Source organism: Dielma fastidiosa, assembly GCF_003475485.1.
GTDB classification, from domain to species: domain Bacteria; phylum Bacillota_I; class Bacilli_A; order Erysipelotrichales; family Erysipelotrichaceae; genus Dielma; species Dielma fastidiosa.
Genome location: NZ_QRQL01000005.1, coordinates 17497 through 41698 on the forward strand (window position 1 = coordinate 17497; position 24202 = coordinate 41698).

At 40.7% G+C, this 24202-nt stretch carries 25 protein-coding genes; 21 read left to right on the plus strand and 4 right to left on the minus strand.

All coding sequences use genetic code 11. From position 1 onward, the window contains the following. The first annotated feature begins 6 nt into the window (after positions 1-6). The 3 genes from DWZ33_RS11215 (at position 7) to DWZ33_RS11225 (ending at position 1359) form a co-directional block, all read left to right on the plus strand. On the plus strand, positions 7-444 hold the full coding sequence (locus DWZ33_RS11215; RefSeq protein ID WP_118454871.1) for a LytTR family DNA-binding domain-containing protein: 438 nt from the start codon (positions 7-9) through the stop codon (positions 442-444). 14 nt (positions 445-458) lie between these two features. Continuing rightward, the gene (locus DWZ33_RS11220) at positions 459-896 is read left to right on the plus strand and encodes a hypothetical protein (RefSeq protein WP_022938458.1); all 438 of its coding nucleotides are present in this window, start codon (positions 459-461) and stop codon (positions 894-896) included. 94 nt (positions 897-990) lie between these two features. Further along, entirely contained in the window at positions 991-1359 is a 369-nt protein-coding gene (locus DWZ33_RS11225) for a YkvA family protein (RefSeq protein ID WP_118454872.1), read from the plus strand. A 75-nt stretch (positions 1360-1434) separates the two neighbouring features. Here the strand turns inward: DWZ33_RS11225 and DWZ33_RS11230 are convergent, their stop codons facing one another. Next, positions 1435-2223 carry a carbohydrate-binding family 9-like protein gene (locus DWZ33_RS11230; protein ID WP_060694556.1) on the minus strand — a complete coding sequence of 263 codons (789 nt, stop codon included), beginning with the start codon at positions 2221-2223 and terminating at the stop codon, positions 1435-1437. A 189-nt stretch (positions 2224-2412) separates the two neighbouring features. Here DWZ33_RS11230 and DWZ33_RS11235 point away from each other — a divergent pair, with 189 nt between their 5' ends. From DWZ33_RS11235 to DWZ33_RS11260, 6 genes are all read left to right on the plus strand, one after another. Further along, the gene (locus DWZ33_RS11235) at positions 2413-3273 is read left to right on the plus strand and encodes a YitT family protein (RefSeq protein WP_022938455.1); all 861 of its coding nucleotides are present in this window, start codon (positions 2413-2415) and stop codon (positions 3271-3273) included. A gap of 11 nt (positions 3274-3284) precedes the next feature. Next, complete coding sequence (locus DWZ33_RS11240; protein ID WP_118454873.1) at positions 3285-4478, plus strand: MalY/PatB family protein; 1194 nt, start codon at positions 3285-3287, stop codon at positions 4476-4478. A 134-nt stretch (positions 4479-4612) separates the two neighbouring features. Then, entirely contained in the window at positions 4613-5968 is a 1356-nt protein-coding gene (locus DWZ33_RS11245) for a sucrose-specific PTS transporter subunit IIBC (protein WP_118454874.1), read from the plus strand. 27 nt (positions 5969-5995) lie between these two features. After that, positions 5996-6991: a LacI family DNA-binding transcriptional regulator gene (locus DWZ33_RS11250; protein ID WP_118454875.1), complete on the plus strand. Its 996-nt coding sequence runs from the start codon at positions 5996-5998 to the stop codon at positions 6989-6991. Then, positions 6978-8360: a glycoside hydrolase family 32 protein gene (locus tag DWZ33_RS11255; RefSeq protein ID WP_118454876.1), complete on the plus strand. Its 1383-nt coding sequence runs from the start codon at positions 6978-6980 to the stop codon at positions 8358-8360. Before DWZ33_RS11250 ends, DWZ33_RS11255 begins: the two co-directional genes overlap by 14 nt. Then, positions 8353-9309, plus strand: coding sequence for a carbohydrate kinase family protein (locus DWZ33_RS11260; protein ID WP_118454877.1), 957 nt, complete (start codon positions 8353-8355; stop codon positions 9307-9309). Before DWZ33_RS11255 ends, DWZ33_RS11260 begins: the two co-directional genes overlap by 8 nt. 54 nt (positions 9310-9363) lie before the next feature. Here the strand turns inward: DWZ33_RS11260 and DWZ33_RS11265 are convergent, their stop codons facing one another. Continuing rightward, complete coding sequence (locus DWZ33_RS11265; protein WP_118454878.1) at positions 9364-9876, minus strand: nitroreductase; 513 nt, start codon at positions 9874-9876, stop codon at positions 9364-9366. A 403-nt stretch (positions 9877-10279) separates the two neighbouring features. Here DWZ33_RS11265 and DWZ33_RS11275 point away from each other — a divergent pair, with 403 nt between their 5' ends. Beyond that, positions 10280-11035 (plus strand): alpha/beta fold hydrolase, encoded by a 756-nt coding sequence (locus tag DWZ33_RS11275; RefSeq protein WP_118454880.1) that lies wholly within the window; start codon positions 10280-10282, stop codon positions 11033-11035. 173 nt (positions 11036-11208) lie between these two features. On the opposite strand, the gene DWZ33_RS11280 is transcribed toward DWZ33_RS11275, so the two are convergent. Further along, positions 11209-12696, minus strand: a complete 1488-nt coding sequence (locus DWZ33_RS11280; RefSeq protein WP_118454881.1) for an alpha-amylase family glycosyl hydrolase — start codon at positions 12694-12696, stop codon at positions 11209-11211. Positions 12697-12864: 168 nt separating this feature from the next. Between DWZ33_RS11280 and DWZ33_RS11285 the strand changes: the two genes are divergently transcribed. From DWZ33_RS11285 to DWZ33_RS11315, 7 genes are read left to right on the plus strand one after another with little or no spacing between them, the layout of a single operon-like run. After that, positions 12865-14055 carry a type II secretion system F family protein gene (locus DWZ33_RS11285; protein WP_022938440.1) on the plus strand — a complete coding sequence of 397 codons (1191 nt, stop codon included), beginning with the start codon at positions 12865-12867 and terminating at the stop codon, positions 14053-14055. Positions 14056-14077: 22 nt separating this feature from the next. After that, positions 14078-15511 (plus strand): PilN domain-containing protein, encoded by a 1434-nt coding sequence (locus DWZ33_RS11290; RefSeq protein WP_118454882.1) that lies wholly within the window; start codon positions 14078-14080, stop codon positions 15509-15511. Beyond that, complete coding sequence (locus DWZ33_RS11295) at positions 15511-16071, plus strand: hypothetical protein (protein WP_118454883.1); 561 nt, start codon at positions 15511-15513, stop codon at positions 16069-16071. The genes DWZ33_RS11290 and DWZ33_RS11295 overlap by 1 nt, the downstream gene beginning before the upstream one ends. 18 nt (positions 16072-16089) lie before the next feature. Continuing rightward, a complete protein-coding gene (locus DWZ33_RS11300) occupies positions 16090-16641 on the plus strand; it encodes a hypothetical protein (protein WP_118454884.1) in 552 nt (183 codons plus the stop codon). Between the two features lie 58 nt (positions 16642-16699). Next, positions 16700-17551, plus strand: a complete 852-nt coding sequence (locus tag DWZ33_RS11305) for a hypothetical protein (RefSeq protein WP_118454885.1) — start codon at positions 16700-16702, stop codon at positions 17549-17551. After that, a complete protein-coding gene (locus tag DWZ33_RS11310) occupies positions 17548-17856 on the plus strand; it encodes a PulJ/GspJ family protein (RefSeq protein WP_118454886.1) in 309 nt (102 codons plus the stop codon). The genes DWZ33_RS11305 and DWZ33_RS11310 overlap by 4 nt, the downstream gene beginning before the upstream one ends. Then, complete coding sequence (locus tag DWZ33_RS11315) at positions 17853-18350, plus strand: PilW family protein (RefSeq protein WP_118454887.1); 498 nt, start codon at positions 17853-17855, stop codon at positions 18348-18350. Before DWZ33_RS11310 ends, DWZ33_RS11315 begins: the two co-directional genes overlap by 4 nt. On the opposite strand, the gene DWZ33_RS11320 is transcribed toward DWZ33_RS11315, so the two are convergent. Beyond that, a complete protein-coding gene (locus DWZ33_RS11320) occupies positions 18339-19094 on the minus strand; it encodes a prepilin peptidase (protein WP_118454888.1) in 756 nt (251 codons plus the stop codon). The genes DWZ33_RS11315 and DWZ33_RS11320 overlap by 12 nt on opposite strands. Before the next feature lie 61 nt (positions 19095-19155). Between DWZ33_RS11320 and DWZ33_RS11325 the strand changes: the two genes are divergently transcribed. From DWZ33_RS11325 to DWZ33_RS11340, 4 genes are all read left to right on the plus strand, one after another. Further along, on the plus strand, positions 19156-20847 hold the full coding sequence (locus DWZ33_RS11325; RefSeq protein WP_118454889.1) for a GspE/PulE family protein: 1692 nt from the start codon (positions 19156-19158) through the stop codon (positions 20845-20847). Between the two features lie 9 nt (positions 20848-20856). Beyond that, the gene (locus tag DWZ33_RS11330; RefSeq protein WP_022938432.1) at positions 20857-21909 is read left to right on the plus strand and encodes a type IV pilus twitching motility protein PilT; all 1053 of its coding nucleotides are present in this window, start codon (positions 20857-20859) and stop codon (positions 21907-21909) included. Positions 21910-22211: 302 nt separating this feature from the next. After that, the gene (locus DWZ33_RS11335; RefSeq protein ID WP_022938431.1) at positions 22212-22958 is read left to right on the plus strand and encodes an endonuclease/exonuclease/phosphatase family protein; all 747 of its coding nucleotides are present in this window, start codon (positions 22212-22214) and stop codon (positions 22956-22958) included. 55 nt (positions 22959-23013) lie between these two features. Beyond that, positions 23014-24153 carry an MFS transporter gene (locus DWZ33_RS11340; protein ID WP_182425667.1) on the plus strand — a complete coding sequence of 380 codons (1140 nt, stop codon included), beginning with the start codon at positions 23014-23016 and terminating at the stop codon, positions 24151-24153. Positions 24154-24202: the final 49 nt, after the last annotated feature.

Consider the following 24202-nt stretch of genomic DNA (forward strand, 5'->3'; position numbering starts at 1 on the left):
GAGAGTATGAAAATCAAAATTGAACATGGGGATTATGAGGAAAATGAAATTTTGCTGCGCTGCCGGGAGGTAGACAGTGAAATCATGCGGATTATTGCTTTTCTCAATCTTCAGACACAGAAGCTCAGCGGCTGGAAGAGCAAAGAAGAAATAACAATGCTTGAATTTAAGGATGTTTATTATGCGGAGGCATTGGAAGATAAAACATTTTTATATACCTCAAAGGATGTCTATCAGACAGCGCTGAATCTGGCGGAAATTGAAGGCCGTTATGAAAGTCTTGGCTTTTTGCGCATCAGTAAATCTGTGGTTGTGAATCTCTATGCGATTCATTCACTGAAAAGCGCGCTGGCCGGAAGAATTGAAATAATTCTAAAGAATCAAGAGAAATTAATTGTTTCCAGACATTATGCCCCGCTTTTAAGAGAGCGGATCGGCTTATAGAAAGGATGAGAGGAATGAAAGAATTTACACATTTTTATCGCTGGGGATTGAATATGAAGCAGCATATGGCTATTTATACGATGGCTTTAATCTTCTTCAGAGGTGTTATTGAAGTATTATTGGGTCATGACTCAATATCGATACTGATGCTTGTGGAAATGACGCTGACCTCAATGGTCATCGCCATTATTGAGAGTGCGTTGTTTCCCGATCATTTTGATGAAAGTGAGCTGCAAAGGCGCACGATTCTTTGGGTGATTATGTGCAATCTGCTGTTTATCGGCGCGGCGGTGCTGTTTCAGTGGTTTGCAGATGTTCCGCTTTGGGGTGAATGTCTGCTGATCGTGATTTTAGAAGGCGGTTTATTTGCCATGTGGTTTGGTGTTCATGTCGCGCAGAAGATTGAGACAAGGGCATTGAATCAGCATCTGCATGATTTTCAAAAGCAATAAAAGTTTGTAAGAGTGCCTCGGCGCTCTTTTATATTGATCGCAGCTTTTATTGAGAATATGGTATAATTGGCTTATTGATCGGCAGGTGCTATTGATGACATTAAAGGAACGGGCTAAAAAGCTTAAGGTTGATATTCCGACGATATTTTTGGTAATGAGGGATCAGGACACGCCCTTGCCTGCGAAAATCTTAGCCATGATCACCGTGGGGTACGCGCTGTCTCCCATTGATCTGATTCCTGATTTTATTCCAGTGCTGGGGTATTTGGACGATGTAATTTTACTGCCGTTTCTGATACTGCTGACACTGAAATGCATTCCTGAGGATATTTACGCGAAGCATCATCAAGCGGCCGAACATTTATGGGAAGACGGCAAACCTAAAAAGTGGTATTATGCTTTACCGATTGTTTGTATATGGCTGTTGGTATTTGTTTTGATTCTTAAAATGATATGGAAATAATAGGCAAAGGGCAGGCAAGGGATAAGAAAATCAAGAGGAAAATAAAAAAAGAGTGCCGCAAGCACTCTTTCGCAATTATTGTAAGAAACGCAGTTCACCAAATGAGCTGTCTACATGATAATCAGGTTCAGCTGTCTTTGGATCAACCCATGAAATCCACTGCATTGTAATATCTTTTGCACCCTTAGGTTTGCTGAATTCAGCACGATAGATACCGGTTCTCATCACATTGTTTTCATTGATCAGTTTCAGATCATTTAATGTCTTTAATGGAATCAGACCTTCTACCACATAACCGTCATCAACGATCTTAGCGGCTGTCTGTAAGCCTTCCATATTCCATTCACTGTCCATATTGCGGTAATAAACTGTTGAATAGTCATGAACACGGCCCTTTGGATCTACTTCAATCGCATAATATGGCTGCATGCCGTTGTTTGGTTTATCTACCGGACCATTAGCGAAGAATAATTCAACACGGTCTTCATTATCAACGGTGCTTTCACCCTTCCATGTAGCTTCTGCTAATACCTGTGTATCTTTAACAACAAAACTGAAATAAAAATTAACCCCGTCATGATAAGCTTTAAATTCAGTATAAGGAGCTTCAACGGCTTCCCATGGATAGTGGAAGGAGCCTGAGATTGATGGTACGCTTTCCCAAACCTTTTCATCCAGTTTACCATTGATCGTAGCTTTGGCATCACGCTTTACCACATCATAGTGGGCTGTTTCTGCTTGATTATATGCGACAACAGTTACGGGATTCTTGTCTTCATCTGCTGCCTGAATATTCATAACACCTACTGCTGATATGCATAATGCTGCTGCTGTCAAAACAAGTCCAAACTTATTTGCTTTCATAATCTTTTCCCTTTCTGAGCAACGCTCTTTTTATAAATTCATTATAGCACGGAGTATATATGTTGTAAACGCTTACAGAATATAGTGCTGATTCTGACATACATTTTAGTTTTTTTGTTTTTCATCCATTTCAATCTATGAAAGGGTTTTGGAAAAATGTATAATAGTGTTGTTTAAGGAGTTCATAGTATGAAAGATAAAAAATTGCTCACTTCATTTGTTTATGTAGTTGTGGGTTCAGTGCTGTTTGCCTTTGCGGTAAATATGTTTATTGTGCCGCTGAATCTATTTAACGGCGGGGTTGTAGGTATCGCCCAGCTGATTCGTACGATGCTGGTGGAGACGCTGCATCTGGATATTAAATTTGATATTGCCGGTATCATAAACTCATTATTGAATCTGCCGTTGTTCTTGATGGCGTATAAGAGCTTATCCAAGCATTTTTTTCTGCTTACCCTAACCTCAGTGGTAACGCAGACGATTGCCTTTACATTGATACCAATTATGCCGATTGTCCCTGATGTATTGACTTCAGTTATTATCGGCGGCTTGATCGGCGGTTTTGGGATTGGTTTAACGCTTCAGCATGGCGGCAGCGGCGGCGGTACCGATATCCTGGGTGTTTATATGGCGATAAAATCACCGAAGTTCAGTGTCGGCAAGCTGTCAATCGGTGTCAACGCGCTGATTTATATTATCTGTGCCTTGAAGTTTGAATTATCAACGGCTATCTATTCAATTATCTATGCGGTTATTTTCGGCATGGTGGTCGATAAGGTGCATACGCAGAATATTGTGATGAGTGCCATGATCTTTACACGCAACAAAGCGGTGAAGAAGGCGATTCTTCATGAAATGACGCGCGGTGTGACTTGCTGGGAAGGCAAGGGTGCTTATACGGATACTGAAACCGATATTCTGATGACGGTCATTTCTAAATATGAAGTGAATCATCTTCATGATCTTGTATTGGGACTTGATCCTAAAGCGTTTATTATTTTATCAGAGGGAATGCAGGTTACCGGTAATTATGAACGCCGGTTATTATAGGAGGAAAGTTTATGTATGATTTTACAACGGTAAAGAATCGCCGGCTTAATGGTGCCAGCAAGTGGACAGGGATGAAAAAGGCTGACGGAACGCCTGTTCGGGAGGATATCGTACCTTTGTCGGTAGCGGATATGGAATTTGTGAATGCGCCGGAAATTGTGGCGGCAATGCATCGCTGCGCCGATGAAATGACACCCTATGGTTATCAGAATGTGACTGAAGGATATCTGGACGCGGTGGTTTATTGGCTGAAGCATCGGCATCAGTGGACGATTGATCCTGAATGGATCGTTATCTCTCAGGGTGTCGTGAAAGCGCTGAATCAGGCGGTAAAAGCCTTTACTAAGCCGGGAGAGGGCGTTGTAATCATGACGCCGGTTTATTATCCCTTTTATAGTGCCGCAGCATGCAATGGAACCCACGTGGTAGAAAATCCTTTGATTTTATGCGAGGATCACTATGAGATTGATTTTGAAGATTTAAAACAGAAGCTGGCAGATCCGATGAATACAATGCTGATCTTATGCACGCCGCATAATCCAATCGGTAAGGTATTCACCTATGAAGAGCTGAAGCAGATTGGTGAGCTGGCTTTAAAATATGGGGTATTGATCGTTGCGGATGAGATTCACAATGATTTGATCATGCCTGGTTTTACGCATACAATGTTTCCAACCATTGATAAGGCATTTGAAGAGAACTGTATCGTCTGCACATCACCAAGCAAGACATTCAATCTTGCAGGCATGAGCAATGCGAATATTATTATTCCTAATCAAGCGCTGCGTGACCAGTATTTAAAGGATGCCGGCTTTATTCATATTAATCCTTTTGCGCTGGCTTCCTGTGTGGCGGCTTATCGTGAGGGAGAAGCGTGGCTTTCGGCATTGATTGAGGTGCTGAGTGAAAATGTACGATTCATGAATGAATATATCAAGCAATATTTCCCAAAAGCGATTGTCCATGAACTGCAGGGCACATATCTGCTTTGGGTTGACTTTAGGGCTTATGGCTTGAATAAGGATGAATTAGAGCACCTAATGCGTGAGGAAGCAGACCTCTTTTTGGATGAGGGCTATCTGTTTGGCAAAGCCGGTGAGGGATTTGAACGAATTAATCTGGCGGTGCCAACGCAAATTTTAAAGGACGCGATGGCGCGGATGCGGCAGGTATTTATCAAGCATAACTTAATTGAAGCTGAATAATAAGGAGCAGGCAAATGTCTGCTTTTTTAATCACCTATATGGAACCGATAACACATTTTTAAAAAATAACGTATTTATGCATTGACAAACAAATATGGAACTGGTACCATATAGTCAACAAGGAAGGAAGCATTATGAAAGAACAAACAGTAGCAAAGTTGATTTTAGAGAATATCGGCGGTAAGGAAAATATCAAATCGGTGGAGCATTGCGCGACGCGTCTGCGGCTGATTCTGGCTGATAATGAAAAGATTAACACAAAAGCCATTGAGGATATCGATGGGGTAAAGGGTCAGTTTATGTCAGCCGGTCAGTTTCAAATCATTCTTGGAACCGGTTTCGTAAATAAGGTTTATGCATGCATTGTTGAAGGTGATACAGAGATTAAAACAGATAACAAGGCAGAGGCTTACAGCAATATGACGCTGCCGCAAAAAATCAGCCGGACACTGGGTGATATTTTCGTACCAATCATCCCAGTCTTGGTAGCAACCGGTCTGTTTATGGGACTGCGCGGTTTATTGACCAATCTTGGCATAAGCATGGATGATAATTTGATGCTGATGAGTGAGGTGCTGACGGATACAGCGTTTGCTTTCCTGCCGGCATTGGTTGCTTATTCAGCAATGAAGAAATTTGGCGGCAATCCGGTTGTGGGAATGGTATTAGGTCTGATGCTGGTAGCTCCTCAGCTGCCTAACGCTTATAATGTGGCAGCAGGCAGCGCATCACCGATCTATTTGAATCTGGTGGGAATTAATATTCCTATCGTTGGCTATCAAGGTTCAGTTTTACCGGCATTAGTAATCGCAATTTTCGCGGCAAAACTTGAAAAGAGTCTCCACAAAGTCGTACCAAATGTGCTAGACTTAATTGTAACCCCATTTCTGACCTTATTTGTATCAATGATTTTGGGTCTGTTAGTAGTTGGGCCGATCATGCATGAGAGTGAGGTTCTGATTCTAAATCTGTTTAAAGCCTTTATCTCAATTCCATTTGGTTTAGGCGGTGCCATTGTCGGCGGATTAAATCAGCTGATTGTCGTAACCGGCATCCATCATATTTTCAATGCCTTAGAGGTTGAATTACTGGCTGATACAGGCTTGAATCCCTACAATGCAATGATTACCGGCGCGATCGCGGCTCAAGGCGCGGCAGCATTGGCGGTTGCTTTCAAAACGCGTGACAGCAAGAAACGCTCTTTGTATATTTCAAGTGCGATTCCAGCCTTTTTGGGTATTACTGAGGCAGCTATCTTCGGTGTCAATCTGCGTTTTATTAAACCGTTTATCTTTGCCTGCATCGGCGGTGCCGCAGCGGGTATGCTGGCTGGCATGATCAATCTGGCTGGTACTGGCATGGGTATTACCGTACTGCCTGGCACACTGCTTTATCTGAACGGTCAGCTGCTTGGTTATATGGCAGTTCTGGCGGTAGGAATGGCTGTCGCTTTCATCTTAACAACGCTTTTCTTCAAGAGTGAAGAATAATCTTACAATAAAAAAGGAGGCATCATCATGGCTGGTAAAGTTACAATTCAGGATATTGCCAATATGTGTCAAGTTTCAAAAAGCAGTGTATCCCGTTATTTAAACGGCGGATATGTCAGTGAAGAGAACAAGGAAAAAATCAAAGACGCGATTGAAAAGACGGGTTTCTCTGAAAATTTCTTTGCGAAACGTCTGAAAACGAAAAAAACATGTCTGATTGGCATTGTTATTCCGCGTATTGATTCCGTGAGTGTAGGCAAGCTTTTGAATGGTATCAGTGATGTTTTTGATGCCAATAATTATACTTCATTGATTCAAATATCAAACTTGGACAGCAAAAAAGAAATTCAGTGTATACAATCGCTTTATCAGCAGGGGGTAGACGGCATCATCGTCGATTCCTGCGGAATTACTAAAAAACATATTGAAATGGCGGGTCAGCTGGATATTCCGCTCTTATTTACCGGTCAAAAGAATGAGTATGTGAATTATAAGGTCATCGATGACTATGCGGCAGGCGCGATCATGGGGAAGTATTTCCGTAATTTCAAGCACCGCAACGTAGTCTTTCTGGGCGTCAGCGAGTCGGATGAATCAGTAGGTGTTTATCGTAAACAAGGCTTTATTGATGCTTTTGGTGATGCCGGTACGGTTCGTTTTGTGGAAACTGACTTCAGCTTTCTAGGCGCTTACCGCAAGGGAGCTGAGGTTATGAAATCAAAGCCGACAGCGGTTATCTGCGCAACGGATAATATTGCCTTAGGCTTGATGCGTTATTTCAATGAACAGCAGATTAAGGTGCCGCAGGATGTATCGTTAGCGGGCTTTGGCGGCTATGATATCAGCAGTGTCATGTATCCGCGACTGACAACCATTGCCTTTGATTATACTCTGCTTGGTCAAAAGACAGCGTTAAGTTTATTAAGACTGATTAACGGTGAAGAAATCAATCTTCAGGATGAAATCCCTTTAAAACTGATTGAAAGGGATTCTGTGCAAATGGCGGTGAATGAAATTGAATAATCAATGGCGCAATCATTTTCATATTGAAATGGCCAAGGGATTGGTGAATGACCCAAATGGCCTATGTTGTATCAATGGTGAATATAAAATCTTTTATCAATGGAATCCAGCCGGCTGTGAACATAAAAATAAACATTGGGGCTTAGTAAAAACAAGAGACTTTGTGCATTACACCAAGCCGCGCTTAGTCTTAAAGCCTGATCAGCCCATCGATAAGGACGGCTGTTACTCAGGCACGGCTGTGATGCTGGATCAGCAGCTGCATCTGTTTTATACGGGTAATGTCAAGCATGATGATGTGCGGATTCCTCATCAATGTATGGCAGTGCTTGATGAGAAAGATGAACTGCAGTTTAAAAAAGCGTTGATTGTCGGCATGCCTAACGGCTATACCGCTCATTTCCGCGATCCGTTCTATTTTAAGATGAAGGATCTGCACTGTCTGCTTCTAGGCATTCAGAATGCTGATTTAAAAGGACGCGCAGTGGTTTATACATCAAAAGATTTAAAGCAATGGGAATTTTATGGGGAAGTAAAAACGGAGCTGGAAGATTTTGGCTATATGTGGGAATGTCCGAATCTTGTGTCCTTTAATGATGCAGACGCGTTTATTTTTTCACCGCAGGGATTAAAGCAGGAAGGACTGCGCTATCAAAACCGCTATCAGTCCGGTTATATTTTGGGCCATTATGATTTTATGAAGAATGAATTCATTCATGGTGACTTTTATGAACTGGATCATGGCTTTGATTTTTATGCCCCACAGGTGTTTACTAATGAAAATAGAACAATGATGATAGCCTGGATGGGTATGCCGGATGAGGAAACTTCTTATCCAACTGCTGAGGATGGTTATCTGTATACATTAACCTTGCCGCGTGAAATAACAAAAAGTGGGAATCGGCTGATGCAAAGACCGGCCAGGGAGCTGAATCAGCTGCGGCATCAAATACTGCTTAGCAAGGCTGAAAGTCAGATTAAAGAATTTAATTTCCCGCTCTCACAAACCGGTATTGAAATTAAACTGGAATTATCACTTCAGGCAAAATGTGAATGCTGCTTTGACTTTAATGGAGAAGAACTGAAATTGATCTTTGACCCTGAAAAAGAGCTGCTGACTCTGAAAAAGGCTGATTTCCATTATGGAAAGGACGCATGCCGTTTTATGCATATTCAGGGGAAACAGCTTCAGCTTCAGATGTATTTGGATACAAGTGTATTGGAAATTTTTATCAATGATGGTGAGGCTGTGATGTCATCGCTGTTTTATCCGCTTCATGAACTGAAGGCATTCAAAATCAGTTCAGATCAACCATTTAATATGCCTGCCTGTGAAATTTGGCAGCTGAAAGGAATCATTTATGAGTAAAGTCTATTGTGTCGGTGAATTATTGATTGACATGGTCGGTGTTGATCATAAAGGCTTAAAGAACGGCGTACAGTTTGAGAAAAAAGCTGGCGGCGCACCCGCAAATGTAGCAGCGGCCATTACCCGCATGGGTGAGGAAGCGGCTTTTATGGGACAGATTGGCACGGATTACTTTGGTCAGTTTTTAAAAGAAATGCTGGATCAGCTAAAGGTAGATACTTCTTTATGCGCGTTTGGCGGCAATACGACGATCGCGTTAGTTGGTATTGATGAGCGGGGTGAGCGCAATTTCAATTTCCTGCGCGGCTGTGATGGTGATTACAGCTTTAATGCCATTGATGCCTCAAAGCTTCATCAAGAGGACATTCTGCATTTCGGCAGTGCGACGGCATTGCTGGAAGGGGAATTGAAAAAGACATATTATGCTCTGCTTGATCTTGCGAAACAGCGTCAGATGTTCATTTCCTTTGATCCGAATTATCGTGATTCACTGATCAGCAAGCGTCAGCTGCCGCAGTTTATCCAAGACTGCCGGACCTTTATAGCGAGTGCTGACTTTGTGAAAATGAGTGATGAGGAAGCCTTGATTATTACTGGTAAAACGGATCTTGAATCAGCAGTGCAAATGATTCATGCATTGGGTGCCAAAACAGCTGCGGTAACACTGGGAGCCAAGGGCACCTATCTCAGCAGCGGCAATACTCAGCAAATTGTGGCAAGTCAGGCGATTGAACAGGTTGACTCGACGGGGGCCGGCGATGCCTTTGTGGGCGCTTTGCTCTCACGCATTCTGCATGCTAATAAACGTGACTTCAGCGCTGAGGAATGGCTGGAAATGGTACGTTTCGCCAATTGTGTCGGGGCGCTGACTTGCATGAAGCATGGTGCTATTGACGCTATTCCTTCACTTGATGAGGTTATGGAAAAACTGAATGAATCATTAAAATGAGGCGCTTTGCTTCATTTTTTTTTCATAAAAAAAGCGGCTGTGAACCGCTTATCGCTAAATATGAAAGACTCTGCCATCCTGTATTTCTGTCTTTTCTTTTTCTTCCTTCGCATAACCCAGAATACAGAAGCCAATTCCTTCAACCTCATCCTCAATACCCCATGCCTTTAAGAGCTTCTTTCCTTCATCACTTTCAAATACTTCCTTGGCACGGTGAATCCAGCGGCTGCCGATACCCATCGACCAGGCGGCATTCATCAGATTACCCATGGCAAGACTGCCGTCATATAGGTAAGTTGCTTCCTTTTTCGCCAAAACGATAATGACATCTTTGGCACCATAGAAAGGATCAAAAGGCATTCCCGCTACCGACGCGTTCATATCTGATAACTGTTTAACAACCTGATCATCAGACACAACAACAAAACGCGGAGTCTGTTTATTCATTCCCGAAGGAGCATTAAGACCAGCGGCAACAATTTCATCTAATAATTCCTTGCTGACATGCTTATCCTGATAACTTTTACAACTTTTTCGGCTAATTAAATTCTTGACTGTTTCATTCATTCGAAATTCCTCCGTTTCAATACAAATAGGGTTAAAACTATTTGTTATTTTATAATTCAATCATAACACTAAAAAGTAAAAGCTGCTTAAATATTTAACTGAAAGTTGAATCATTCAATACTTTGAATAAAATAAAGACTTATGGCAATTGAAAAACTACTGTTTATATAAGCTAACCTATAAAAACTCTCAGTTCAGCGAAGCTGGTTATGACTGTATCATGTAAAAGCGTTAGAAAAATTGATCGCAATCATGTTCTATCAGGAATTAGATATGCTATTAGAAGCCATTAAGCTGATCATTGTGCAAAATGAAATTCAGCATGATATAACAGCCTTGATTTATAGTATTAATTCAAGTAAGATGGTCGTAGTAGAAAGCTTCTATATATTGGAGAACGATTATGAAAATCATAGAATATGGCAAGGCAGATGAGGAAGTAATACTGCTGCTGCATGGCGGCGGTTTATCAGCGTGGAACTATCGTGATGCAGCGAATCAGCTAAAGGAAAACTATCATGTAATCGTGCCGCAGTTAGCAGGACATGCAGATAGTGATTGTCCTTTTACTTCCATTGAGAATCAAGCTAAGGAAATAATAGACTATATTGATAAGAATTTTAAAGGCACAATTTTAGCCATCGGCGGTTTATCGCTTGGCGGACAAGTACTCATTGAAATGCTTGCGCAAAGAAGCGATATATGCAAATTTGCCTTTATTGAGAGTGCTTTGATACTGCCGATGAAGCTGACAGCCGCATTGATAGCACCAGTATTGGGCATGAGTTACGGCTTAATTAAGCAAAAGTGGTTTGCTAAGCTGCAATTTAAGTCACTAAAAATACAGGCAAAACTATTTGAAGATTATTACCGTGATACCTGCAAGATACAAAAACAGGACATGATTCGCTTCTTGAAGGCTAATGCTTCTTATAGAATGAAACCATCACTTTCTGAAACAACCGCTAATGTAACGATTTTTGTAGGCAGCAAAGAGCGAGGGAATATGCGCCGATCTGCAGAACTTTTACATGCCCTAATTCCTAACAGTAAATACCAGATATTAAATGGATATTCTCATGGTGAATTAAGTCTTAATCACCCTAATGAGTATGTGGAACTATTAATTAATACTCTTTCCACAGGTGATGTGGGTTAAGACTTACGCATACGTTTGCTGCTGATAATCGTATCACCTCCAAAAATCGCAATTCATAATTATGCTAAACCTCCAAAAATCGCAATTCAAATTTGTGTTGAACCTCCAAAAATCGCAAAATAATAATAAAAATAGCAGTTAATCAATAATGACTGGCTGCTAATAACTATATCTTATAGTTTCTTTAAACTTATCCTTTTCTCATGCTTCTCATTCTCATAAACATAATATTGCTGCTGATCTTCCATGCCCTTAATTGTTTCCAACAGCTTCCATTTTGGTGCGGCTTTTACTTTTTTCGTATGCTTTACAGGCTGATACCCCTCGGCGGCAGCTGGTTTATCACAGAGAATCAACGAACTGTAAGGCGGCATCGTTATTTCAACATTACCATTTACCGCTTCATAAACCGTATCTGTCAGTAAGTCCGTTAATGGTCCTGCATATGGAATGGAGATATCATAGGCTTCCTTATCCAGATTTAAGGCAGTAAAAATAATCTGATCAGCGGCGGACCGCTTATAGACAAGCTGCTTGTTGCGGACACACACCTGTTCATAATTTAATTCATGCAATGCCGGCTGAGATTTATGGATACGAGCCAAGCGTGCGATATGCTCACTTAATTCATTACTTTGCACATCCTCTAAACTTAAGCAGGGTCTTAATCCGGCATCACTGCCATTTGCCTTAATACCGCTCATGCCCACCTCACTGCCGTAATAAATGGAAGGAATACCCGGCATAGTAAAGAGTATTGTATAACAATTATTCAGATGCTCAAGCTGACGCAAAGTGCTGCCTAATCGGTTAACATCATGATTATCCACAAAATTATACAGACAGAGATCCTTGTAGATACCGCCGCTGCCAAATTGCCGGTTTAATGAATAACCAATTTCAAAATAATTCTCATCATTATGAGATGAATAGATTCCCTTATAACATTCATAATTTGTGGTAGAATCCAGCATCTGATCATTGATCCAGTTTTTATAATCACCATGGATCACTTCACCCATCAGCCAGAAATCTGGATTTTTTTGTTTGCATTCATGACGCAGCCGCTTAAAGAAATCCTTATCCATGACATCAGCCGCATCTAACCGTAAACCATCGATATGAAATTGATCCATCCAAGAAAAGATTGCTTCAATGATCATACTGCCAACTTCAGGATTTCTTAGATTCAGTTTAACCAAATTATAATGCCCATTCCAACCTTCATACCAGAAATCATCATTCATTGGTGAGCGGCCATTGAAATTCAGATTCATGAACCAATCACAATAAGGGGAATCCCATTTATGTTTCTGTACATCCTGAAAGGCCCAAAATTCACGGCCAACATGATTGAATACACCATCAAGCACGATGCGGATACCCGCCTCATGACAAGCATCACAAACCTCTTTAAATGCTTCATTGCTGCCTAAACGGCGGTCAATTTTAAAATAATCCTTTGTGTCATAGCCATGCTCACTGGATTCAAAAACCGGCCCCAGATATAAAGCATTGATACCCAGCTCTAAAAAATGCGGAATCCATTCCTTTACTTTTAAAATACGATCAATGGTTTCACCATTATCATTAGTCATTGGCGCTCCGCAGAAGCCCAATGGATAAATATGATAAAAAATACTAGAATTAACCCAATTCATATAAAATTCTCCCTCTTTTCTTATTTAGTATATCAGAAGTTGTTCAAGCATGCCATAGCTTCTGATTTTGTGTAATATTTTTGTACAATTTCTTGATTGTGTACAGCATTAGTTTTATCACATACTACACAAATATGTTATAATAGTAGAAAACGGAGGTCATGCTGAGTGCTGAAATATATTTATAATGCAAAACAGAGGGATGGCAGTCTGGTCAAGGGTGAAATAGAAGCTTCTGACACGAATGATTTCCTTATAAAACTTAAAGATATGCAGCTTTACTGCATCAGCTATAAAATTATTGATGATTTTGAAAATCACAGCAATTTTAAAATGAAAGGCAAAGATCTTGTACTGTTCTCAAGACAGATGTCAGTCATGCTTTCGGCAGGTGTTTCAGTGGTGCGGGCAGTTGACATATTGTATGAAAAAAGTGAAAACCAGCGCATGAAGGAGTGTTATCGCCGTCTGTATGAACGCTTGCAGCAGGGGCGGGAATTATCCTATGCTATGGACGCTGAGGGGAACACATTTCCTAAATTGCTGATTCGAATGATTCGCAGCGGTGAAATCAGCGGTTCATTGGATACTACATTAGAGCGCATGGCCGATCATTATGAGAAGGAAAATAAGCTGTCAAATAAAATTAAGAATGCGATGCTTTATCCTAAAATCTTATGCGGTGTGTGTATCGTGGTCGTAATTGCCGTTATAACGTTTATCCTGCCTTCTTTCTTTCAGCTGTATGAAGGTCAGGCACTGCCATTGCCAACGCAGATTATGATTTGGATCAGTGATTTTATCACGAGTAAGTGGTATATTCTGATTGTTGCGGCAGTAGCTGTTTATTTATTTTGGATATGGTTTAAACGGATACCGGCAGTTCGTTTTAAACTTGATCATTTGAAATTGGTTATGCCGATTTTTGGTAAATTGAATAAAACAATTCTATCCTCCCGCTTTGCAAATACGTTTGCGACGCTTTACGCGAGCGGTGTCAATGTAATTGAAATACTTGAAATCTGTTCAGATATCCTTGATAATACATGGATCACGGATTGCTTTAAGCGAATAATTACTCGTGTCAGCAATGGTGAGTACATGTCAACGGCGATAGGTGCTGAGGATATATTTGAACCGATGCTGATGTCGATGCTTTTTATTGGTGAAGAAAGCGGACGGCTTGATGAAATATTGAATAAAGCGGCAGATTTTTATGATGAAGAAGCGAATGCGGCTACTGAGAAAATGGTATCAATGATTGAGCCAATGCTGATCATTGTCATGGGTGTTGTGGTATGCTTTATCATTGTGGCAATTATGCTGCCGATGTATGGCATGCTGGATAATGTCAGCTAATGTTTAAATGGGAGGATTAATAATGATACTGGTTATATTATTTGAAGGACAGTATATACGGTTCTATCAATTTTCTGATAATCCGCATGATCTGGAGCTTAAAAAGAGTTCAGTAATCGATCTTAATGAAAAAGAGATTTATAATGATGATGTCTATGATTTAACTAAGTTAGAGGCGATAGTCAGAGATGAAGTTAAAAAGCAGAAGTATCCGCGTAAGAATGTTAAGATACTGCTTAATAACCGCCAATTGATTCTGCGTGAGTTAAGCGTACCGATGGGAAATGAAGATGAGACGCAGACGATGGTTGCTAATGAGATGATCATGTCGCTGAATCTCAGCAATGATTATGTAGTTACTTATACTAAGCTGGGCAATACGAATGAAAATGGCATTGAAGAACAGCGGGTGTTTGCTTCGGCGATTCAGGAGAAGACGCTGGCGGGCTATAAACAAATGATGAAGGCATGCCGTCTGCGCTGCAGCAGTATTCAGACTAGTACCGCAAACCTTCTGCAATATCTCTGTACCGTTGAAAAGGATAAGACGGTATTATTTGTAGAATATAATACGGATCATGTACGTAGCTTTTTATTTGAAAAAGGTAATTTTATTTTATTGCGTACCTTAAAGGATATTATTGAATATCGTGATGAAGAGGCTTTTACACAATCCTTATTTGATAATATTGCGAAAATGGATCAATTCCAGTTTACCCGCAATCGTTATCAGCCAATTGAAGAGATTCAGATATTTGGTAATAATCCAAATCTTGAGACATTTAAGAAGCTTAATCAGGATTCAGGCCGTCCGATTACACTATTAGATAAGCCAATCATGATGCGGACTATATCCAATTATTATCAGGTGCTGGCTGGCGCATGCGCGCTGTTTGATACGCATACGATTGGTTTTTTACCTGCTTATGGAAAGAAATCAAAAAGCCGTGAAAAGATTAAGAATAAGTCTAAAAACCGATTGCTTATGACCGCTGTTGTTTCATTGCTGTTAATGGGATTGGCCTGTGGGTCAGCTTTTGCTTATGATTATTATCTGCAGAGTAAGCTGAATGAAATCACTGCTCAGATCACTCAGCGGGAAGTACCGCTTCAGGAAGCCAATCAGATTATCAATGAGTTTTCTTCTGTTAATTCATTGGATCAGACATTAACCTCCATTCAGGATATGAAAGATTTGACTGTTAAACTGACACCCGCGGTCAGTGCCTTGCTGACTTGGAATAAGTCTGGTGATATTCAAATCGCGAGTGCAGCCTATGCGAATCAGGTCTTGGAACTTAACGGCATTGCAGTTAATAATACAGACTGCGCGGCTTATGCACGGCTGCTTGATAATTCTGGTTTATTTTATACGGTAAGCTATACTGGCTTTGAGGCTCGTGAGGGTGGTTATGAGTTTGTGATGACAGCGATTCTGAAAGGAAGTGGCGAATAATGAAATTATCAAAATCAGAAACCTTGCTGATTCAGATATTGATCATAATGGTAGTTATAGCTGTTGGGTTTTTCATTTTTCTTTCGCCGATGATGAATTTGATTCAGACTCATAAATTGGCAATCTTGAGCGGTGAGAGCCAGCTTCAGGAGATGAATATGGTGATTGAACAGGCCGATTCATCTAAACCGCTGATTGAAACTCTAAGAAAGCAGGCAGCAGAAAAGGCTAAATCAGTATATCCGCTGTTAGCTAATGTTCAAGTAGATGATGAATTAATGAATTTGGCTTATCAGACGAATACGACACTGTCGATGCTGCTGATTGAGGATTTTAATGAAGAAGGATCTGAAAATGCTGATGCAGCAGTGCCTGGTATTGTTAAACAGGCGACGATTACCCTGCTTGGTGAGATTGATAATCTTTATCGTTTCATTGACGCGGTAAATAATTATAGTAAGAGCATGGTTATTGCCAGTGTAGCTGTTGAAAACGGCACTGAAACGAAAGCAGATATTGTATTGTATTTTATGCAGGCAGATATGTCGGCAATTCAATAAAGAAAGGAAGTGATCAGCATGCGAAAGGATAAACGGGGAATGGCACTAATTACAGCCATTGCGGTTCTGGCATTAATGCTGATCCTTTTTGGCGGTTTGGCGATGATATACAGTTCACAGGTCAGCCGTAATAAATTAGAGCATGAGCAGTCACAGGCAATGCTGTTGGCGCAGTCATACACAGAGATGCTGAATCATGTGTTGGAATCATCTTATGAAACTGATGCTGATTTCAGGAAGGCACTTGGTAATATCGATAGTAGGGAAGTTGAAATCGAGACAACGCTTGATAATTCAGAGCGCGATGATGACATTACAATCACCGCAAAGGGAGATAGTTGGAGGACAAACGGTAATACTAGAACAAGAACTATTGAAATTAAGGTAACTGCCACAGTTGATAATGAGACTCGCAGCATTATTTCCAATTATACGTATCAGGAAGTGACAGGCGGCGGTGTACCGGATTATGCGGTGTATGGGAATAAAATTAATTATTTTAAGAATGGTGATATGGATAAACCGGATCCTATACTATTTAATGATAACTGGTATTTGAAAAAAAAATAAGAGCGGGTTAATTAATGATCTTGCACTCTTAAGTGATGGTACAACAACGGCCTATAAAGTGGGCGGAACTGATAATGGTCCAGCCATCAATGTCTTTAATATAAAAAAAGACCCTGTAATAGCACCTAATCAATCAGATCCACCAATTGCTGCAGATTATGAAAATTTTGCGAAAGCAATCAATAATAATGGTGAAGATATAACCATCATGCCTGCCTGGTCATTACGTTTACCTGATGATACTACACCTCTTTGCTCCCAAATAATTAGTAATCATCAAATCACTAAAAATTGCATTTGGAATGAGGATATGAAAGACAAAGGGGATGTTACCTTTTATGCAGGGAATGAGGATATTATTGTTTATTTGCCAATTGATGGTGAATTAACAATTGAAAGTCCAAGTATCTATTTTGCGAAAGAGGTTTTAGGGGAAGCGGATGATAAGCATGTTAGACAGCTCTACTTTTATGCCTATCCTGTAAACTCTGATCGGCCGGCTAAGTTAACCATTGATGGCAAGGTTACAATTGCTAATTCTGAAATTGAAGGTATGTCGAAGTGTCTGGATATCTTTTTCATCTGCAATGATGAAATTAAATTATATCTTCCAGAATTAAAAACTACTAATGGAAATGAGTATAAACAACTTGAGGCTTATTTTTACTTTCCAAAGGGGACGGTAGAGTGGGATGCGGTGCCTGATTTGAGTACTGGCAATGTTTATAAAAATCGTATCCGTGGCTGTTTAATTGCCGATGAGATAAAAATTCTTGAAAATAAAAATGATAGTCATAAAGGTTTTGTCGGTATCGATTATATACCACCAAGAGAGCTTGATAGTGGTGCTTCAAATGAAAAAACAATCAGTTTCAAATTAAATAGTTATGAAGAAGGTGGCAAATCATGAAAAAGGGATTTACATTAGTTGAGATACTCACCGCGGTTGCCCTATTGGTTGTAATTGGCTTGTTTATGGCTACCGGTTATCTAACCATGATTCGGCTTAACCAACAGACCATTGTCGAACGAAGAAATCTTCATGAAGCCTCGACAATATTTGCTCAAAAAACACTGACTTCTCTTAAGCCATATGGTGATTCAATGGCCATCACTTTTAAAGTTAAAGGTAAAACTGTGGTCAAAAAAGTGGATGGCTATGTGGATGAAAAAACAGGGCTTGTTTATTATGAAATCAATGAGGTTCGGGAATGATGAACAAAATTAATAAAAAAGGCAGCTTCACCTTGATTGAATTAATCGTAAGTATTGGTATTCTTATGATAATTCTTGGTGCTATCGGCAATATGTTTGTGCCGGTGCTTAGAAATTATCATACGATTAACACAGATGTTGATTATCAGAACACGTTGAATAATATCAGCAGCAGTATTGATGAACAGATCCGTTATCTTAATGAAGATGAAATTATATTAAGTGATGAATGTATTGAGGGTTATGTGTGTATTCAAGCTGCTGATTACCAAGATCAATTTTATGATTCAAGTATTGAATTAGAGCTATCTTTCTCTTCATTTTATTATAACTATTCAACATCACCGGCATCCGGTATTAATAAAGTGATGAGTATAAAAAAAGCGGGTGAGAGTGTTTACACATTGTCTAACTCGCTGAAAATGATGAATTATTCTGGGAATACAGATACTGGCACTTATACACGTCTTAATTATAAAGTATCAGAAAAATAGATTTAGATAGGCTTGAATGATCTGCGGGCCATAAAGTGAGGCAATTGATATGCCCAATGCCAGAAAAGGTCCCAAAGCCATGTAGGATTTACCTTCGCGTTTCTTAATCAGCATCAGACAGGCTGCATAGAAACCACCGATGATGATACCGATGATACCGGCAAGCAGGGTGTTGGCAAAACCAAGAAATAGACCGGAAGCAGCCATCAGTTTGATATCACCGCCGCCAATGCCGCCATGAGTTATCCAGGCAATCAAAAACAATGGCAGGGCGATGACGATGCCGCCTAAAAGGATTGATGAAAGTTCAGGCTGGTTGATCAGATAGCTGCCGGCTGCCAATGCCAGAATGAAAAAATGTGAACCATCGGGAATTTCCATGGTATCAATATCAATAAAGGAAATGACGATCATAACACATAAAAGCAGTGCGTGAATGATGAAATTCAGACTGATGCCATACCGGTTAAAGCTAAGCAGAAAAGCGAAACCGCCAAGCAGTCCTACAAATGGATACCGCGCTGCAATCGGCGCACCGCAGTAGGCGCATTTACCGCGCAGGAAGAGCCATGAGAACACAGGAACAAGATCTTTTGGAAATAGCCGATGATGGCAGGCAGGACAAAAGGAATAGCCCTTGCTGACGCTGAGTTTATTGGGTACTCGATAAATGACCACATTTAAAAATGATCCAATCACGCAGCCAAAAATAAAGATATATAAATAAAATAAAAAGGGTATCATACATTCACCTCAGAAATATGATACACTAATTGTTGGATAAAAGAAACTAGGGGGTGCATTTATGAGAAAAAATGTTCGTTTAGGTGAGGTGCTTGTAGAGAATCAGGTCATTACTGAGGAACAGCTGCAAAAAGCACTTGAAATACAGAAAAAAGAAGGTAAAAGACTAGGTGAAGTGTTAACCAGTCATGGGATGTGCAGTGAATATCAGATGCTGAATGCTTTGGCTAAACGCCTGAATTTGACTTATGAGCCTAATATTGCCGCTCAGGTTGATGTTGAAATCGCAAAAATCGTACCGGAACAGCTTGTTAGAAAACACAGCATCGCACCGCTTTATATCAAAGAAGGGGTGCTGTACGCGGCGACCAACGACCCATTGAATTTCTTGGGCTTAGATGATATCGGCATGGCCAGCGGGCTGGACATAGAGGTTATTGTTTCACCGAAGCAGGATGTTTTGGAAACTATTGATAAGCTGTATGCGAAAGCCAATACAAAGCAAGTGTTAGAGAATATCAGCAATGAATATGAAGATTACACAAGCAGTACCGTTTCACTGGAGGATTTTGAACAGGTAAACGACCGCATTGATGCTTCTCCGGTTGTTCAGCTGGTCAACTCCATGATCCGTGAAGCGATTCAGATGAATGCGAGTGATATTCATATTGAACCGCTGCCGCAGATGACCCGTGTGCGTTTCCGTGTTGATGGTTCTTTGTTTGAGCATACGATGCTTAAAAATAATATTCATGAATTAATCGTAACTCGTATCAAGATTTTGGCTGGTTTAAATATTGCTGAGAAGCGTGTTCCGCAGGATGGCGGTATTGCGCTTGATCTGCCTGGCGGTAAGGTCGATGTGCGTGTCAGTATGCTGCCGACCATTTATGGAGAAAAGGTTGTACTGCGTTTGTTAGGTTCTGATAAGAATGTCAATTATGATTTGAAGCAGCTTGGTTTTACACCGCATAATCTGAATTTAATTGAACGTTCACTATATAATACAAATGGTATCATATTGATGACAGGCCCAACCGGCAGCGGTAAGACTACAACTTCTTATTCAATTCTCCAACAGATCCAATCGCCGGAATTAAATATTGTTACCATTGAAGATCCGGTGGAAAAGAAATTTACCAATATCAATCAGATGCAGGTAAACGCCGGTATCGGCCTGACTTTTGCGAGCGGTCTGCGTTCGATTCTGCGTCAGGACCCCGATGTTATTTTGATTGGTGAGATCCGTGATGAAGAAACGGCTTCAATTGCCATTCGTTCCGCCATTACTGGTCACCTAGTATTATCTACGCTGCACACCAATGACGCGGTGGCTGCCATTCCGCGTTTGCTGGATATGGGAGTGCCAGCTTATTTGTTAGCCGCTGCACTGCGTTGTGTCATCGCTCAGCGTTTGGTTCGTAAAATATGTCCGCGCTGTTCCCATGAAAGGCATTTGACTGAACATGAAAAGTCCTTACTGAACTGTCCTGAACTGGATGTTGTAAAGGAAGCGGACGGCTGTGATTACTGCGGTCATACAGGCTACCACGGACGTACTGCGATTCATGAGGTTGTATTGATCGATAAAACGATTTATAAGATGATCAGCAGCGGCGATCCGCAGGAACTGATTTATCAAATGGCGGTTAAGAATGGCATGACAACGCTTCGTTCAGAGGGAATTCGTTTATTAAGAGAAGGTATTACCAATTTTGATGAAGTTATCAAGCTGATATATTCGACAGAATAGGAGACAGACATGATTGAACATTATTTAGATATTGCCCGTGAACGTAAAGCGAGCGATCTGCATTTTACTTATGGTTTGCCGCCGATGATTCGTATCAATGGTGAGCTGACAGCTTTAAACAGTGAACTATGTGATGATATGCTGCTTAACGCATTAGCGGTTGAATTGATGCGGCCTGATGAGACTGAATATTTTAATACCGGCCGAGATATTGATACGTCCTTTACCGGGGCTGATCAAACCCGCTACCGTCTGAATATTTTCCGCCAGAAGGGACATACCGCTTTAGCGATTCGTCTTTTAAATGATCATATACCGACAATGCAGGAATTAGGACTGCCGCCGGTATTGCATAAGCTATGTGCCCTGCCAAGAGGCTTGGTGCTGGTAACCGGGCCAACCGGCAGCGGTAAATCAACGACTCTGGCATCAATGATTGATGAAATCAATCAGCTGAAACACTGCCATATTCTAACCATGGAAGATCCGATCGAATATGTGCATGAGCATAAGAACTGTATGGTCAATCAGCGTGAGATTGGCCGTGATTCTGACAACTATTTAGCGGCGCTGAAATCGGCGCTGCGTGAAGATCCCGATGTAATTCTGATCGGTGAGCTTCGTGATTATGAAACGATTTCCTTAGCGGTATCGGCGGCGGAAACCGGCCATTTGGTTTTTGCTACTTTGCATACCCGCGGTGCTACACAGACGATTGACCGTATGGTTGACGTATTCCCAGCGCATCAGCAGGGACAGATCCGCACCCAGCTGGCAAACTGTCTGCGGGCGGTAATCTCTCAGCAATTGCTGCCGCGTCAGGATAAGGACGGCCGGGTTGCTGCCTTTGAAATCATGATTGTCAACGACGCGATTGCCAACCTGATCCGTGAATCCAAGACGTTCCAGATTCCTACAATCATGCAGACCAATCTGAAAGAGGGGATGATTCTTTTGGATAATGATTTAGTGAACCTTGTCCGCGCGGGAATCATCGATTACGAAACCGCTCTGACCAAATGCAATGACCCTGCCGCAATCAGAAAAGCAATGCCTTACTAAATATGGTGAAAGCCATATTTTTTAAATGAAAATATTTAGTAATTCTTTAATATTTTGACAAGTAAAGTTTAAAAAAAGATGATTATACTTACTGAAAGAAAGGTGATCAAGCATTAAGTTTAATAAAATTTTCAAAATTTTCACACTTTCTTCATTCAATTTTCACAAAAGGCGCTTAAAATAAGAATCAGAAAGAGATAAGAAGCAGCCGTCACTGCTAGTCGGAACCATATTTCCCTTTTCATTCAATCCCACGACACTTATCTCTCTCTATTACCTATATAAATAAAGGAGGGTGGAATATGCGCGTACTATCATTGAACCTGCATGGTTATCAGGAAAAAGAGCCAGTTAAAAAATTACAGATCATCGCTGATTCAATTCTTGAAAATGATATTGATATTATTTGCTTCAGTGAGTGTGCTCAGCGTTATTTCACACCTATCGTTGATCGTAATATAAAAAAAGATAATGCCGCTTATCTGATTCAGCAGGCATTAAACGCCCAAGGCAGCAGTCAGTATGAACTGCATTATGAAAAGGTTCATTTTGGTTATTTTGGCTTTGTGGAGGGCTTGGCGATTTTAAGCCGTTATCCGATTCTCAGCTGTGAAAGCTTTTATGTATCAGCTCAGCGTTCAATGCTGACGCCTAATACACGCAAGGTAATGGAAGTGCTGATCAAGGTGGGAAATCATCCCATTATGATTTATAACGCGCATCTGGGCTTTGATCGTAAAAATCAATTCCTGACGCAGTTTGAAAAAATACATGAACGGGCGAGCCGTCATCATATTCCTTCAATCATTACTGGAGATTTTAATATTGACAGTGCATCCATTGATTATATGGAAATGATGCATTATGGTTATGTAGATTCATATTCCTTTAATCAATCAGAGGGTGATACATGGCATAAGGGCAGAAAAAGCCTGCGTCTTGACTACATGCTTGCGCGCTCCTCACTAAATATTCAGCAATATTGTCATTTATTTAAGGAAGAGCGGGTTTCTGATCATCTAGGAATCCTGACACAGTTTAGTTTCTAACCGCTTTTGCGGTTTTTTTCTTGTGTCATGGGGCATACTACAACCGGTGATGCATATGAAAAATATACAATTTGCAGTCTTTAATTTCGCAACCTTTATATCGATATCAGCAGTAAATTCACAGCTGATTCCTTTTTTAAATGAAAGCGGCTATACACCGGCACAAAAGGGCTGGGTGTTAGGTTTCAGCGCGCTGGCATCTTTGCTTTTCGCAGCTGTTATCGGCTGGATCAGTGATAAAACCGGTAAGATGAAACCGATGTTCATCATTACAACGCTCTTATTTATGGCCGCTGTGTTTGCTTCTTTTATATTAACCAGTGATTTGTGGATCAAGGCAATCTGTGTCATTTTAATGTTTGGGATTGTCAAGGAAGTTATGAGTATCAATGAAACATGGGTTTTTCAGCTTAAACCTAAAACCTTTGGTAAATATCACTGTTTCTCAGCAGCAGGTCTGGTCAGCGGCTCCTTGGCAGCAGGCTTTATTTATAAACAATTCAACAGTATTGGTTTATGCATTCTCTGTCTGAGCGCTTCTGCTATTTCATTACTGTGCGGTTTTTTTATCAAGGAAAAGGAAGCGGCGGAAAAGGGTTCAATTTCATTAGCCAGTATGAAAAAACTGTTGATGAATAAATCGTATCAGCGCTTATTGATGATTTTATTTCTATTGATGATTACCGGCTTCGCGGATCAGTTTGTGGTCGTGGATAAGCTGATTGCATTGGGCGGTGATCGCATCGCGGTATCTGTGAAATTTGCGATTCAGTCGCTGATGGAAATACCGATTTATTTATTTTCCGCTAAATTATTTAAGAAGTTTGAGCCATCACGCTTATTGTTGGTAGCGGCATTGATGACTGGCGTTAAATTTGTGGCCTATGGTTTCTGCGCGACACCGCTATGGGTGCTGATCACGGCGGCTTTGCAGCTGTTTACCCATCCGATTATCGTTTTAACCAGCAAGCTGCTGATTCAGGAAGTAACACCTAAGCAGCTGGCAGCTTCAGCGCAGATTGTGGGCTTTGCGATTTATTTTGGTATCAGCGGTTTTTTAACACCGGTAATTGGCGCGTGGCTTGTAGAACGTTTTGATTTTAACATCACTTGCTGGATCTTTGCATGTATCGCGATTATTCCTACATGGATGATCATAAAAATGCGTAAAAGTAAGGGAAATCAGCCGGCTTAAGCTTTTTTCTGAGGAGAATGAATTTTCATCCCGGCCAGATTCTGTTATA